At 58.2% G+C, this 13,807-nt stretch carries 13 protein-coding genes; 6 read left to right on the top strand and 7 right to left on the bottom strand.

The genetic code is table 11. The annotated features are described in order from the left end of the window. Positions 1-56: 56 nt before the first annotated feature. Together ACRBB0_RS19305 and ACRBB0_RS19300 are read left to right on the top strand one after the other, a co-directional pair. The gene (locus ACRBB0_RS19305; protein ID WP_431376097.1) at positions 57-1,379 is read left to right on the top strand and encodes a mechanosensitive ion channel family protein; all 1,323 of its coding nucleotides are present in this window, start codon (positions 57-59) and stop codon (positions 1,377-1,379) included. Next, positions 1,376-2,557 carry a TIGR03862 family flavoprotein gene (locus ACRBB0_RS19300; protein ID WP_431376096.1) on the top strand — a complete coding sequence of 394 codons (1,182 nt, stop codon included), beginning with the start codon at positions 1,376-1,378 and terminating at the stop codon, positions 2,555-2,557. Before ACRBB0_RS19305 ends, ACRBB0_RS19300 begins: the two co-directional genes overlap by 4 nt. A gap of 43 nt (positions 2,558-2,600) precedes the next feature. Here ACRBB0_RS19300 and ACRBB0_RS19295 read toward each other — a convergent pair whose 3' ends face one another. The 4 genes from ACRBB0_RS19295 to dgcN all read right to left on the bottom strand — a co-directional run bounded on the left by ACRBB0_RS19295 (position 2,601) and on the right by dgcN (position 7,796). Continuing rightward, positions 2,601-4,805, bottom strand: coding sequence for a hypothetical protein (locus ACRBB0_RS19295; RefSeq protein WP_431376095.1), 2,205 nt, complete (start codon positions 4,803-4,805; stop codon positions 2,601-2,603). Between the two features lie 9 nt (positions 4,806-4,814). Next, positions 4,815-5,678, bottom strand: coding sequence for a D-amino-acid transaminase (locus ACRBB0_RS19290; protein ID WP_431376094.1), 864 nt, complete (start codon positions 5,676-5,678; stop codon positions 4,815-4,817). Positions 5,679-5,746: 68 nt separating this feature from the next. Next, positions 5,747-6,709: an N-acetyl-D-Glu racemase DgcA gene (gene dgcA, locus ACRBB0_RS19285; protein ID WP_431376093.1), complete on the bottom strand. Its 963-nt coding sequence runs from the start codon at positions 6,707-6,709 to the stop codon at positions 5,747-5,749. An 85-nt stretch (positions 6,710-6,794) separates the two neighbouring features. After that, positions 6,795-7,796, bottom strand: coding sequence for an N-acetyltransferase DgcN (dgcN, locus tag ACRBB0_RS19280; protein WP_431376092.1), 1,002 nt, complete (start codon positions 7,794-7,796; stop codon positions 6,795-6,797). Positions 7,797-8,051: 255 nt separating this feature from the next. Between dgcN and ACRBB0_RS19275 the strand changes: the two genes are divergently transcribed. Continuing rightward, complete coding sequence (locus tag ACRBB0_RS19275) at positions 8,052-9,011, top strand: L-malyl-CoA/beta-methylmalyl-CoA lyase (protein WP_299929626.1); 960 nt, start codon at positions 8,052-8,054, stop codon at positions 9,009-9,011. Between the two features lie 116 nt (positions 9,012-9,127). On the opposite strand, the gene ACRBB0_RS19270 is transcribed toward ACRBB0_RS19275, so the two are convergent. Next, entirely contained in the window at positions 9,128-9,580 is a 453-nt protein-coding gene (locus ACRBB0_RS19270; protein ID WP_431376091.1) for an Lrp/AsnC family transcriptional regulator, read from the bottom strand. Positions 9,581-9,652: 72 nt separating this feature from the next. Here ACRBB0_RS19270 and ACRBB0_RS19265 point away from each other — a divergent pair, with 72 nt between their 5' ends. Further along, positions 9,653-10,246, top strand: coding sequence for a LysE family translocator (locus ACRBB0_RS19265; RefSeq protein ID WP_431376090.1), 594 nt, complete (start codon positions 9,653-9,655; stop codon positions 10,244-10,246). A 28-nt stretch (positions 10,247-10,274) separates the two neighbouring features. Here ACRBB0_RS19265 and ACRBB0_RS19260 read toward each other — a convergent pair whose 3' ends face one another. Further along, positions 10,275-11,126, bottom strand: a complete 852-nt coding sequence (locus ACRBB0_RS19260) for an AraC family transcriptional regulator (RefSeq protein ID WP_431376089.1) — start codon at positions 11,124-11,126, stop codon at positions 10,275-10,277. Positions 11,127-11,242: 116 nt separating this feature from the next. Here ACRBB0_RS19260 and ACRBB0_RS19255 point away from each other — a divergent pair, with 116 nt between their 5' ends. After that, the gene (locus ACRBB0_RS19255; protein WP_431376088.1) at positions 11,243-12,205 is read left to right on the top strand and encodes an acetyl-CoA carboxylase carboxyltransferase subunit alpha; all 963 of its coding nucleotides are present in this window, start codon (positions 11,243-11,245) and stop codon (positions 12,203-12,205) included. A 139-nt stretch (positions 12,206-12,344) separates the two neighbouring features. On the opposite strand, the gene ftrA is transcribed toward ACRBB0_RS19255, so the two are convergent. Beyond that, the gene (gene ftrA, locus ACRBB0_RS19250; RefSeq protein ID WP_431376087.1) at positions 12,345-13,340 is read right to left on the bottom strand and encodes a transcriptional regulator FtrA; all 996 of its coding nucleotides are present in this window, start codon (positions 13,338-13,340) and stop codon (positions 12,345-12,347) included. Positions 13,341-13,407: 67 nt separating this feature from the next. On the opposite strand from ftrA, the gene ACRBB0_RS19245 reads away from it, so the two are divergent. Further along, entirely contained in the window at positions 13,408-13,806 is a 399-nt protein-coding gene (locus ACRBB0_RS19245) for a nuclear transport factor 2 family protein (protein ID WP_431376086.1), read from the top strand. The last annotated feature ends 1 nt before the right edge of the window (position 13,807 follow it).

The raw sequence follows: 13,807 nt of genomic DNA, 5'->3' as shown, positions 1-13,807 counted from the left end.
GATTTTTGCCCCATACAGGCAAGAGTTACCGCACCCACAGTCCGGATCTTGCGCCTATGAACTTTGACCTCGCCTCACAGCCCCCTTTTGTCCGAAACGTGGTCGGCTATGCCCTGCAGGGGTGGGACATCGCCAAGGGCTGGCTTTTGTCCCCCGCCGCGTGGTCACAGTTTGGATTGCTGCTTGCCGCCTTTGCCGCCTCATGGCTGCTGAGCAAACGCTTGCGCCCGCTGCTTGAGAGGTTCCTGACCCCCGAAGAAGGTCGTACCTCGATCCTCGCCACCATCCGGCGGTTCTTCCTGATCTTTGTGCCGCTTTTGCTACCGCTACTGGCCTGGGCCTTTACGGGCATCGGCGAACAAGCAACCCGGGCCCTGTTTGGCTCGGGCGCAGTCATCGCTTTTGGCAAACGGATATTCCTGCTGCTCGCCGCGCGCATTTTGGTGCATGAGATCATCACCGACGGGTTCTTGCGCGTGCTTGGCAAGTTTATCCTGATGCCGATCATGTTGCTCTATGCGCTTGGCTTGCTCGATCTTGCCACCGCGCGACTGAACGAAATGACCATCGCGATTGGTAATATCGAGTTCACGATCATGGCCGTGATCCGGGGCGTGATCGCAGGGTCGATCCTGTTCTGGCTTGGCCGCTGGTCCAACGATCAGACCGGCAATTACATCCACAAACAAGAAGAGCTGCGCCCAGCCGCCCGGCAATTGGCCAGCAAGGCCGCCGAACTGATGATCTATGGCATTGCTTTTGTTCTGTTAATGAGCATCGTCGGCATCCCCCTCACCTCGCTTGCGGTTCTCTCGGGGGCCATTGGTGTCGGCCTTGGTTTTGGCCTGCAAAAGATCGCGTCCAACTACATATCCGGCGTGATTTTGTTGCTCGAAGGACAGGCGACGGTTGGGGATTATGTCGAGCTCGATAATGGTATGGCTGGCAACATCATCCAGACCACGGCACGCGCGATGATCATCGAGAGTTACGATGGCCGCTGGTTCGTGGTGCCCAACGAAGATTTCATCACCACCCGCGTCATCAACTATTCTGACCAAGGATCATCAAACCGCTACGAAGTGCCCTTCTCAGTCAGCTATAACACCGACATCAACCTCGTTCCCGATATCATCGAAACTGCGGTCGCCAAGCACCCCCGCGTGCTTGACACGCCCTTTCCACCAGATTGCGAATTTCGCGCATTTGGGGATAGCGGCGTTGAATTTGCTGTAGAATTTTGGGTCAATGGCATTGATGACGGCAAAAACAAGTTCAGCTCAGACGTTGGCTTCCTGATCTGGAACGCCCTGCGCGACAACGACATCGAAATCCCCTACCCGCACCGTGTCGTCGAAATTCGCAACGCCGAAACATGACACAGGCCCTGATTATTGGTGGTGGTCCGGCGGGGTTAATGGCGGCTGAAATGCTGTTGGATGCCGGCCACCATGTGACATTGGCCGAGGCAAAACCATCTTTGGCTCGCAAGTTTTTGATGGCTGGAAAGTCGGGATTGAACTTGACGAAAATGCAAGATTTCGACGCCTTTTTAGATACTTACGGGGATCACAGCGCGAAGCTGTCTCCGATGCTCGCTCAATTTGGGCCAACCGCTATCAAAGACTGGGCTAAGACCTTGGGGCAAGAGACATTTACCGGCTCATCGGGGCGTTTGTTTCCCACATCCATGAAGGCATCGCCGCTGCTGCGCGCATGGATTTTACGTCTCAATACCAAAGGCCTAGATGTCAAAACACGTTGGCGTTGGACCGGCTGGACCGGCACGGAATTCCGCTTTGAAACACCAAATGGCACACAGGTGATCCGCCCTGATGCCACGGTGATCGCAGTGGGCGGCGGAAGCTGGGCGCGGCTAGGCTCAGACGGGGCCTGGACCGAGCAATTTGTACAAAATGGCCTCCAAACAGTAGAGTTTGCCCCCTCGAATGCCGGGCTGATTGTTGACTGGTCGGATCACATGACCCGCTATTTCGGCAGCCCGATCAAAAATGCGATTTTCAAAGCTGGACCTCTGACCCAGCGCGGCGAGGCGGTGATTTCAGCGCGCGGCCTTGAGGGCGGCGGGATCTATCCGCTTTCTCCGGCCCTGCGCGATGGGGCCGACCTTAGGATTGATCTGTTTCCGGATCAAAATGTCGAGGCCCTGACCAAAAAACTATCGAAACCGCGGGGCAAACAGAGCCAGAGCAATTTCCTGCGCAAAGCGTTGCGCCTGCCGCCGCAAGCCATGTCGTTGATCTCCGAAGTTCAGCGCCCCCTGCCCCAAGACCCGGCCCAGATCGCCACCCTGCTGAAAGACCTGACGGTGCCCCACCAAGGCTTGCGGCCGCTGGATGAAGCCATTTCGACCGTGGGCGGTGTGCCATTTGACGCGCTGACCCCCGACCTGATGCTCCGCGACAAGCCGGGGGTGTTTTGCGCCGGTGAAATGATTGATTGGGACGCGCCCACAGGCGGGTATTTGTTAACGGCCTGCCTTGCCACAGGCCGCTGGGCCGGGAAACGGGCCGCCAAGTATCTGAGCGCGCTTTAACCCCAAAACTTGTGCGCCAGCGCCAAGTCGTAAACTCAAGCCGTTAACGCCAAGTGATGACCAACTTGTCCGGGCCAGTGACCGCCGTCGCGGGTCGTGTGGTGAGACGGTCCGCAGATACGCCGCGGGCGAGCAATTCTTGGCGTATGGCTTCGGCCCGACGGCGGCTAAGTTGGCGGTTCAAAACCGGTAGCTCGGAACTTCCGACCTCGGCCGAAATCTCTGCTGTCAAATCGCCAAATCGCGAACAGCTTCGGGCAATCGCCGCGAGATGCGCCAGCGGCCAATACGCCGACATAGCAGGCACAAAGCGCCCATTCTCAAAAGGCACCTGCGGGGCCTGCGCCATTTGGGCGTCGCAGGTTTCAATTGTGGGCGAAAAGGACAACGACGGGAGCCAATACCCATCCGCAAAAATCTGTGCCTGATCCAGAATGATATGGGTTCTGCGGCTGCCTTCGAGCGGAGGTTTGGAGGGCACAACGCGGATTTTTGTCGTGGTAGCAGCCTGTTTTTGGGCCTGTTCTTGCGTCTGGTCTTGGGTTTGGGCCTGCTCCGGGGTCTGCTTCAACGCCAATTCCAGAGATTGGCGCAGCTCATCCGGGTTTTGCCCGACCATAGCCTCAACCGTGATGGCAATGCCGCTGGTGTCATAGCTGAGAACAAAACCTTCGATTTCGCTCAGCCAGCCTTGCATGGCGGTCAACAGATTGATTGTCGTTTCAGGCCCACCGTCTGGCGACACAGGGGGGGCACCGCGCAGCTCTTCAATCCCGATGATCTCGGCTATCGCAGCCGGAGACAGACCGGCGGGTAACTTGCCTTCAACAGAGGCCCCGGTGGTGACATCGAAGCTTAACAGGAACTGGGCCGGTGCCCCATCGTCGACCAGCATCACGTCCAGCTCGGCGGTGTCCCCAAGGGCCCGAAAAGCGCGGCGGCGGGCCTGTGGATCATGCGCGGTTCCGGTGATGCGAAGCCCGGCCACGTCAAAGGTCAACTGTCCGTCTTGAAGGTGTTTGAGCCCGCCTAGCGCCTGCCAAAACGGGTCTTCCCAGCCGTCCAGATCAGGAAAAGGCGAACGCGTCAGGGTCAAGGTTGCGCTGGTGCAAAATCCAGCCCGTTGCAAGACAACAGCCGGTAGATCATCTGGAAGCTGCCCCGGTGCGGTTTCCAAAAAGCTATTGGGGACATGGCCGGACAGCGCCAAGTCGGCGCCGTCCCAATCGACGGTCAGGGTCAGAGGTTGCGGGTCTGGCTCTGGTGTCCAGGTGAAGCTAAGCGCGTAGCCCTCTGGCAGATCAGCCAGCGCGGTATCGTGGTAACCCTTAGCGAGATCGTCAGAGATCGGGCCACCGGAGACCGAAATCGTACCCGGCGTGACAGTCACCGCGCCTTTGGGCAGGTGACTGAGGAGTGTCAAACCGAGCGGAACAGCCTGTTCGAACCCCGGTGCGTGATGGGCGATGGCGGCGGCTGTGACATCGCCACGGGGATGTGCGCCCACTGCATTGAGGTCAGGCAGGGTGTAATCGGGGGGCAGTTTCCCTTGGAACGTCACCCCGAGATGTGGGTCTTTGGTGACCAGAAGGCGATAGGGGGTGCCGTCGTCCAAAACGGTGATATCGGTCGTGGTGCTGTAGCCTTCGGGCAAGTCCGACAGACGGCTATCAAACGCCTGTTTGTCGGTCGGGAAGTCGATGTCGCCACTTAGGTGGATAGATCGGTCTTTTAGGGAAAAGTCGCCGCGCCGGGTTGTGGCAATTTCCTGGGCCAATTGCACCGCGATCTCGGCCCAATCCCTATCGGGAACCCCAGCGGCAACAACAAGCCCAACATCCTCAAGCCCAACATCCTCAAGCCCAAGCGCATCAGCGATGGCCTGTTTGGTTTGGGCATCGGGCACGTAACCGGTGGCCGTGGTCGCATCTGGTGTTTTGGTGAAACGCAATTCGAATGGTGCAGCATTGGGCAGGATCGTCCAATCGCCAACCACAGTTTCGACCCCTTCCAAAGCGGCAAGGCGCACCTCGATCTGGCGCGCCTCGTCTTGGCTTTCGACCCGGCCAGAGGCGGTGATTGCCCGCCCCTTGACCTCAATCCTTACGGGGTGTTTTTCCTGATAAACCGCCCCTTCGGCGGCGACTTTGATCCCCGCCGCCACCAGCGCGTTTTCATCCGGCACGCGAAACACACCCAAGCCGACGACAGCCAAGATAATCGCGATTATGGCGAAAAAGTCCCGCATGGGCCGCGGTCAGATCGCGGCCTTGCGGCTTTCATCGAGATAGATTTCACGCAGGCGGGCCGCACGTGTACCGGGGGTGCCATCGCCAACGGGTTTGCCGTCGATCTCAACCACAGGCATCACAAAGGTCGAGGCGCTGGTGATAAAGGCTTCGTCGGCGTCTTGGGCTTCTTCGATGGTGAAGTTGCGCTCTTCGACTTCCATTTGAGCTTCTCGGGCAAAGCGTAGAACTGCGGCCCGAGTGATGCCGTGCAGGATGTCTTTGGACAGGGCGCGGGTGACGATTTTGTTGCCTTTGATGTAATAGGCGTTGTTGGATGTGCCTTCGGTGACAAAGCCATCTTCGACCAGCCACGCATCATCTGCACCGGCCTTTTTCGCCATCATTTTGCCCATGGACGGGTAGAGCAATTGCACGGTTTTGATGTCGCGACGACCCCAGCGGACATCTTCGATTGAGATGACTTTGATACCGGTTTTGGCGACCGGGCTATCGGCGAGACCGGGTTTGTTTTGGGTGAACAAGACAACGGTCGGCTTGCAGGTTTCAGGATCAGGGAAAACAAAGTCGCGATCATCCGGCGCGCCACGCGTGACCTGCAGATACACCATGCCATCTTGGATTTCGTTGATCTTGACCAGCTCGCGGTGGATGTCCAACAGCTCATCAAAGGCCTCGGGCTTGGGCATGTCCAGCTCATTCAACGAGCGTTCAAGCCGTTTGCTGTGCCCGTCAAAGTCGATCAGCTTGCCGTCAAGAACACTGGTCACCTCATAGACGCCATCCGCCATCAAAAAGGCGCGGTCAAAGATCGAAACCTTGGCTTCATTTTCCGGCAAATATTCGCCATTCACGTAAACGGTGCGTGTCATTTCATCTCTCCAAAACTGTGCGCAAGACGGGTGAAAGGTGCATCACCCGTCACATAACGCCGGGCCGGTTAGCCCCAAAGCGCAGCCAAAGGCGGATGCACCCCATCTGCGTCAAACCGCAAAGGGTTGTCACGGTCTTCGGCTAACAAAAGCGGTCCGTCAAGGTCTGTTACAGCCACACCTTGTGCAATCAGCGTCGCGGGGGCCATCGCGAGGCTGGATCCGACCATACAGCCGACCATGACGTCATAGCCCAGCGCGATGGCCTCTTGCTTTAATTCAAGCGCTTCTGTCAGCCCACCGGCCTTGTCCAGCTTGATGTTAACCACATCGTATTTGCCCTTGAGCTTGGGCAAGGATGACCTGTCATGACAGCTTTCATCGGCGCAGACAGGCACCGGGCGCTCCATGCCAAGCAGGGCATCATCCTCCCCCGCAGGCAAAGGTTGCTCAACCAGAGCCACCCCAAGGCGGACCAAATGCGGAGCCAGATCGGCGTAAACCCCGGCGCTCCAGCCTTCGTTGGCGTCAATGATGATTTGCGCATCAGGGGCACCGCGGCGAACCGCTTCAAGGCGCGGCATGTCGTCAGGCGTGCCAAGCTTGATCTTGAGAAGCGGACGGAAGGCATGATCGCGGGCCGCCTGTTCCATGTTTTCAGGGGTGTCGAGTGACAGGGTGTAGGCGGTGATTTCCGGGCCGGGTTTGGGCAAACCCGCCAATTCCCACGCAGGTTTGCCGGCGATTTTGGCGTCAAGGTCCCACAGCGCACAGTCGACAGCGTTGCGGGCGGCCCCTGCGGGCAAAAGCCCCTGCAACGCGTCGCGGGTCACATCAGAGGGCAAACCTTGGATTTCGGCAGTCACACTGTCGAGCGTTTCATCGTAGCGGGCATAGGGCACGCATTCTCCATAGCCGGTAAAACCTTCGCGGGTGATCGCCACCGTCAAAACCTTGGCCTCAGTCCGCGACCCGCGCGAAATTGTGAAGACCTGCGCCAGTCGAAACACGTCTTGTGTCACTGTGATCATAAAGCTTTTCCAACCTGTCTTTGGGCCACCCAGCGGGATGGCGGGTGGGGCGACGCGCTTGCGCAAGCGTCACCCCGTCATCACTTTACACGGCTGCCAACGCGTCCACCAGACGCCCAGCCCCATGACGATATGGGTCAACAGTGGGCAGCCCCATGCGCGCTTCGACATCCGCCAAATATTTGACCGCGTCCTCTTCGCTCAGATGCTGGGTGTTGACCGAAATGCCAACCACCTGACAGGCCGGATTTGACTTTTGTGCCAAGGGCAGTGCCGTGTCCCGCAGCTCTTCCAACGACGGAAGGCTGAACCCCGGCAGGCCGCGCATATGTTCGCGTGTCGGCTCGTGGCACAAGATCAACGCATCAGGCTGACCGCCATGCACCAACGCCATGGTCACACCGGAATAGGAAATGTGGAACAGCGATCCCTGCCCCTCAATCATATCCCAATGATCGTCATCATTGTCAGGTGTCAGGTATTCCACCGACCCCGCCATGAAATCAGCGATGACCGCATCCAGAGGCACACCGTGACCGGTGATCAAGATGCCCGTCTGACCGGTAGCCCGGAAAGTCGACTTTAGCCCGCGCTTTTGCATTTCCGCATCCATCGCCAGGGCGGTGTACATCTTGCCCACCGAACAATCGGTGCCCACAGCCAGACAGCGTTTGCCGGTGCGGTTCACGCCATTGGCAATCGGATAGCCATCTGTCGGGACGCGCACATCATGCAAGGTGCCCCCAAAGGTTTGCGCCGCCGCAACCAGATCGCCCTCGTCGCGCAAGAGGTTATGGAGGCCCGAGGCAATATCAAACCCCATCTCAAGCGCCTGAATTAGAAGGTCTTTCCAAGACTGTGAAATCATGCCGCCGCGATTGGCAACACCAATCACCAGCGTCTTGGCCCCCGCCGCCTTGGCTTCGGCCAATGTCATGTCGGTCAGCCCAAGGTCGGCCCCGCAGCCTGGCAGGCGAATTTGGCCCAGCGCATTGTCTGGGCGCCAATCGCGGATGCCGATGGCAACCTTTGCGGCCAACATATCGGGCGCATCGCCCAAGAATAGCAGGTATGGTGTCTCAATCATGGCGCGTCCCCTCGTTCGCAATCTTGAATCGTAGCGAGGGAAGTTTGGCCTGCATTTTTCAGGATATCTTTGCTAGATCACGTTACCGGGTGCAATTTTTCGAAGATTATTCGATCTTTGATCAAAAAACGCGCGAAAATTTGCTTTGCCGCACTGCAGAAGGTCGCATGAAGTTCTTTTTGCTTGCGCAGCATTGCGCAATTTAATAACCCCTGAGACAGCAAAATCGAAATTTCCTTACCGAAGGGATCTGCCATGAGCTTCCGAATTCAACCCGCCGCCCCTGCCCGCCCCAACCGTTGCCAATTGTTTGGCCCCGGATCGAACACCAAGCTGTTCCCGAAAATGGCGGCCTCGGCTGCGGATGTGATCAACCTTGATCTCGAAGATTCGGTCGCCCCAAGCGACAAAGACAGCGCCCGCGCCAATATCATCGAAGCGCTCAACACCATTGATTGGGGCACCAAATACATGTCGGTGCGTATCAACGGGCTCGACACGCCTTATTGGTATCGCGACGTGGTCGATGTGTTGGAACAGGCCGGTGACCGCATTGATCAGATTATGATCCCCAAGGTCGGCTGTGCCGCGGATGTCTATGCGGTTGACGCGCTTGTTACCGCGATCGAGGCCGCCAAGGGCCGCACCAAGCCGATTAGCTTTGAGGTGATCATCGAATCGGCCGCTGGCATCGCCCACGTCGAAGAAATCGCCGCCTCAAGCCCACGTTTGCAAGCCATGAGCCTTGGCGCGGCTGACTTTGCTGCCTCGATGGGCATGCAGACAACCGGGATCGGTGGCACGCAGGAAAACTATTACATGCTGCACGGTGACACGCGTCACTTCTCTGACCCGTGGCATTGGGCACAGACCGCGATTGTTGCGGCCTGCCGGACCCATGGCGTTCTGCCGGTTGATGGTCCGTTTGGCGATTTCTCGGACGACGAAGGTTATATTGCACAAGCGAAACGCTCGGCCACCTTGGGCATGGTCGGCAAATGGGCCATCCACCCCAAGCAGATCGCTTTGGCAAACACTGTCTTCACCCCCTCCGAAGAGGCCGTGAACGAAGCCCGCGAGATTTTGGCCGCCATGGAGCAGGCCAAAGCCAATGGCGAAGGGGCCACCGTCTACAAAGGCCGGTTGGTTGACATCGCCTCGATCAAACAGGCCGAGGTGATCGTGGCGCAATCTGAGCTGATTGCCGCGTCCTAAGCAGGATTTTTCCGAACAACGAGCACCCGGTTCTGACAGGAGCCGGGCGTTTTGCTGTTGGAGCGAGGGGCCAGCCCTGCGCGCTCCCCGGAGTTTATTTGGCAAAATGAAGGGGATCAGGCGCGCTCGTCCTTGGGTGAGCCCATGACAACAAGCGTGGTGATTGCGTTCACTTGGGGTTGGGTGCCCAGAACTTCGTTGTGAAAGTGTTTGTAGCTCGGCAAATCCGCCACTTCGACGCGCAGCAGATATTCAACCGCGCCCGTGGTGTTGTGGCATTCACGCACCTGCGGCGCAGCCTTCATCGCACGTTCAAACGCCTGCTGGGCTTCTTTGGTATGTTTGTTCAACCCGACGGTAACATAGGCGGTGAAACCAATGCCGTTTTTGACCGGATTGATCACCGCCCGATAGCCCGAGATCACCCCGCGTTTCTCCAAGGTGGCCACGCGCCTCAGGCAGGCCGAGGGGGATAACCCGATCCGATCGGCCAGCGCCAGGTTGCTTTGCCGGCCATCCAGCGATAGCTCGCGCAATATCTTGCGGTCCATTTCATCAATCTGCGTCATAAGTTGCAAACTTAGCGCCCAGTTACCCAATTTTGCAACTAAAAGCCCACAGATAAGCGCAATTGTTGCGTCATGACCTATGAGATCCTTATCGCCCTGTCGCTCTTTGCCTTTGCCACCGTGTTCACGCCGGGGCCCAATAATCTCATGCTGATGAGCTCGGGGGCCAATTTTGGTCTGCGCCGCTCTGTGCCACATCTGACCGGGGTTGCCTATGGCTTCCCGTTGATGATCGTTATGGTCGGGTTCGGCGTGATGCAGCTGTTTGAGGCATGGCCCTCGGCCTATTTGGTTTTGCGCGTGATTTCAGTGGTCTATATTCTGTGGCTGGCGTGGAAGATCGCCCATGCCGCCCCGCCCAAGGATGCGCCAAGCGATGCGCGGCCCCTGACCTTTGTTCAGGCTGCGGGGTTTCAGTGGATGAACCCCAAAGCCTGGTCGATGGCCTTGGGGGCCATCACGCTTTATGCGGCCAGCCGCGATGCCTTGGCGATCCTTTGGGTTGCGGGAATCTATGCAGCGATCGGCACCGTGTCGGCTTTGACCTGGACCGCATTAGGGACCGCAGTGCGCCGCCTATTGGCCCGCCCCGAACGATTGCGGCTCTTTAATTGGGCCATGGCGGCGCTGTTGGTGGCCTCTATGGTGCCAGTCCTGCTGGGATAGGGCGGTCCAGGCCCGTGCTAGGCCCGTGTTAGGCCGTGCCACCCTTGGCCAACGGCATACAGATTTCGGTCACCAAATCCGCTGGCGCGGTATCGGTTGGAGAATTGAGATAACGCTCATAACTTGGCGCATCGGCCGGATCTTTCCCGGTTTCAGCAAGCCAAGGGCCATAGAGATAATCATAGGCCGATTTGAGCCCGGAATACGGCCCCTTGAACATCAAAACCGCATAGGATCCACCTGTGAGCCGCACATCGCTCAAGGCCTCTGGCATCTCAAACGCCTCGGCGACTTCGACACCGCAATCCGCTGTTAAGTCTGCCTCGGGGGTGCTTTCGGGATCATCGTAATAGACCCCCACCATGCCGCGCGCCTGTGGCCACAGGTTGTTGGCGGAAAACACCGCTGCCACCTGTTCATAGGCCCGACCGCTTTCAGGGTAAGCGCCGGTGTGGCGCAGCGCCGCGAGACGACGCTCGGGAAGTTCTTTGATTTCAACGGGAAACATATGTCTTGGTCCTTTTCTAAGTTCGAAATCAGGGTGCCCGGCACGACCAGCAGCCCGAAAGGCCGCCGGGGTCATACCGAACCGTTTTCGAAACAGGCGGGCAAAGCTTTGGGTGTTATCATACCCGGCCTTGGTCGCGATCACCTCAATGGGCCAGTCGCTTTGAACCAGCCAACACGCCGCGCGATGGGCCCGGACACGACGCACCGCTTGGGCGCAGGTTTCGCCGGTCATAGCGTGATACACGCGATGCCAATGAAACCGCGACATCGCAGCCACATCTGCCAGCGCATCCAAAGACAAATCCCCGGCGGGATTGTCAAAAATATGCTGGATCACACGCCGCATCCGATCCTCGTAGGTGTTCGCCATTCATCGGCCTCCTGTTTGCACGATGGACCTTGCCCCAAACCAAATGGACAAATCTTGCTGAGTTGCATATCGGCCCAAGCCGCGCCATATAGCAGCAGGACCGTAGGGAGCGACGAATGGCACATTACCTCGACTTCGAGAAACCTCTTGCTGAAATTGAAGGCAAAGCGGAAGAGTTGCGCGCCTTGGCGCGGGGCAACGACGATATGGATATCGAAGACGAGGCCGCAGCGTTGGACCGCAAGGCCGATGACCTGCTCAAAGACCTGTATGGCAAGCTGACCCCTTGGCGCAAATGTCAGGTCGCACGCCACCCCGAACGCCCGCATTGCAAAGACTATGTCGATGCGTTGTTTACCGAATTCACCCCCCTAGCCGGGGATCGCAACTTTGCCGATGATCTGGCGGTTATGGGCGGTTTGGCGCGCTTTAACGACCAGCCGGTGATGGTGATCGGGCAGGAAAAGGGCGACGACACCCAGAGCCGGATCAAACGCAATTTTGGCATGGCGCGGCCCGAAGGCTATCGCAAAGCGGTGCGTTTGATGGAGATGGCCGGGAAATTTGGCCTGCCGGTGGTGACATTGGTGGACACGCCCGGTGCATATCCCGGTCGCGGTGCCGAAGAGCGTGGCCAATCCGAAGCGATTGCCCGTTCGACCGAGAAATGCCTTGAGATCGGCGTGCCGCTGGTTTGCGTTGTGATTGGCGAAGGCGGCTCTGGTGGGGCTGTGGCCTTTGCCGCGGGGAACCGCGTCGCGATGCTTGAACATTCGGTTTATTCGGTGATCACCCCTGAGGGCTGTGCCTCGATCCTGTGGAAAGATGCCGAAAAGATGCGCGATGCCGCCGAAGCGCTGCGTTTGACGGCGGCGGACCTCTATCAGCTTGGTGTTGCGGACCGTGTGATCCCCGAACCTCTGGGCGGTGCCCATCGCGACAAAGACGCGTCGATCAAAGCGGTTGGCAATGCAATTGCCGGGATGCTGGGCGAGCTCAAGGATTTGTCGAGCGAACAGCTTATCGCCGCGCGTCGCAAGAAGTTCCTAGAGATCGGGAGCCGTGGTTTGGCGGCGTGACATCGTCACCGACATCCTAGGTTATCGTTCAGGCGCGCCTTGGTTTCCGGCCCGCCTTTTCTTTTGGCCCCTTACCTTGGCCACCGCCGAGATGCCGCCTGTGCTTGATGCTTTGCCGTGCAGAAACAGCGCGCCGTCGCTACAATGCGCCCAAGCGTTCCCTGTATTTAACGGGCGGAACGCCCATCACTTTGCGAAACTCTCGGCGAAATGTTTCGGCAGAGCCAAAACCACACGCCTCCCAAACATCCGTCAGGGGCATGTTGTTATTTTCCAGCAATTCCGCCGCGCGGGAGACACGCTCGGCCGTTAGCCACTGGATCGGGGTTGCCGCGGTTTCCTCGTGGAAACGCCGCGCCAGCGACCGCGCGCTTGTCCCTGCGGTTTTGGCCATGCGAGCAATGGGCCAGTTTTCGTCGATGGAAGCTCTTATGCAATCTTGAAGCGTGGCAAGATTCGAACCAATGCGCGCTTTCGGCTCTGGTCTGGGAACAAACTGCCGCTGTCCACCATCCCGTTGCGCAGGCAAAACAAGCCGTCGCGCCACACTTGCCGCCGCTTGCGCGCCAAAGTCTTGCCGGATGATATGAAGCCCGAGGTCCAAGCCCGCCGCCGACCCCGCCGAGGTATAAATACCCTGATTTTCAACAAATAGAACATCCGGGTCGACCGTGATCTTGGGGAACCGCGCGGCCAACATATCCGTGTAGCGCCAATGGGTTGTCGCCGTTTTTCCATCAAGCAACCCGGCCGCTGCCAACACAAAGACACCGGAACAAATGGAGGCAATGCGCGCGCCGCGCGCATGGGCGTCTCGTAGCGCAGTACAAAGCTCGGCTGGCACCGGCATATCGGCCCCCCGCCAGCCCGAAATGACGATCAAGCTCGCGTCTTGAAGCAGCCCCAAATCGTCTTCGGCGTCGATTGTAATGCCCCCCGTGGCCCGAAGCGGACCGGGCTCAGCCTTCACCGCCGCAAAGCGATACCAATGCTGGAATTCTGGGCGTGGCAAGGCAAACAGCTCGATCGCAATGCCAAATTCAAACGTGCAAAGCCCGTCATAGGCGATGGCGCAGACGAGGGGCGCGCGCGCCGTTTCGGGAACATTGGCAATATTTGACCGATCATTGTCCATTTTGCCAGTATCGCAAATTTTCACGAGATGGCAAGTCTATATCACTGATGCAAACGGAGACCCGACCATGACGACCCCAAACGACCTGATTGAAGCCGTGAACCTGTACCTTGACGGAATTCATGAATGCGACATCGACAAGCTGGGCATCGTGTTCCACCCGGCATCGAGCTTGTTTGACTCCGACGAGGGCAAGGTCTTTGTGGAACCGATTGAAAGCTTCCTGCAAGATGTCAGCACCCGCACCTCCCCCGCAAGCGTAGGGCAGGAAAAGGAGGCGGACATTCTGTTGATTGACTATTTGTCCCCGATCAACGCCACGGTCAAAATCCGCATTCGCGCCCATCGCAATGTCTTTGTTGACCATCTTGGCTTTGTCAAAGGAGAGGCCGGTTGGCAGATCGTTTCCAAAATCTGGCATCTTGAAAGCGTCGTCGAAGGTGTCGACGACCCGAACGCGTCCTAAT

Source organism: Pelagimonas sp., from assembly GCF_050633425.1.
Lineage (GTDB): Bacteria > Pseudomonadota > Alphaproteobacteria > Rhodobacterales > Rhodobacteraceae > Pelagimonas.
Note: the sequence above shows the minus strand (reverse complement) of the source record. Positions and strands in the feature narration are given on the sequence as shown.

Excerpts from the sequence above, each read along its gene's own strand:
- ACRBB0_RS19305 (WP_431376097.1), top strand. The coding sequence starts at position 57 with ATGAACTTTGACCTCGCCTCACAGCCCCCTTTTGTCCGAAACGTGGTC.
- ACRBB0_RS19300 (WP_431376096.1), top strand. The coding sequence starts at position 1,376 with ATGACACAGGCCCTGATTATTGGTGGTGGTCCGGCGGGGTTAATGGCG.
- ACRBB0_RS19295 (WP_431376095.1), bottom strand. The coding sequence starts at position 4,805 with ATGCGGGACTTTTTCGCCATAATCGCGATTATCTTGGCTGTCGTCGGC.
- ACRBB0_RS19290 (WP_431376094.1), bottom strand. The coding sequence starts at position 5,678 with ATGACACGCACCGTTTACGTGAATGGCGAATATTTGCCGGAAAATGAA.
- dgcA (WP_431376093.1), bottom strand. The coding sequence starts at position 6,709 with ATGATCACAGTGACACAAGACGTGTTTCGACTGGCGCAGGTCTTCACA.
- dgcN (WP_431376092.1), bottom strand. The coding sequence starts at position 7,796 with ATGATTGAGACACCATACCTGCTATTCTTGGGCGATGCGCCCGATATG.
- ACRBB0_RS19275 (WP_299929626.1), top strand. The coding sequence starts at position 8,052 with ATGAGCTTCCGAATTCAACCCGCCGCCCCTGCCCGCCCCAACCGTTGC.
- ACRBB0_RS19270 (WP_431376091.1), bottom strand. The coding sequence starts at position 9,580 with ATGACGCAGATTGATGAAATGGACCGCAAGATATTGCGCGAGCTATCG.
- ACRBB0_RS19265 (WP_431376090.1), top strand. The coding sequence starts at position 9,653 with ATGACCTATGAGATCCTTATCGCCCTGTCGCTCTTTGCCTTTGCCACC.
- ACRBB0_RS19260 (WP_431376089.1), bottom strand. The coding sequence starts at position 11,126 with ATGGCGAACACCTACGAGGATCGGATGCGGCGTGTGATCCAGCATATT.
- ACRBB0_RS19255 (WP_431376088.1), top strand. The coding sequence starts at position 11,243 with ATGGCACATTACCTCGACTTCGAGAAACCTCTTGCTGAAATTGAAGGC.
- ftrA (WP_431376087.1), bottom strand. The coding sequence starts at position 13,340 with ATGGACAATGATCGGTCAAATATTGCCAATGTTCCCGAAACGGCGCGC.
- ACRBB0_RS19245 (WP_431376086.1), top strand. The coding sequence starts at position 13,408 with ATGACGACCCCAAACGACCTGATTGAAGCCGTGAACCTGTACCTTGAC.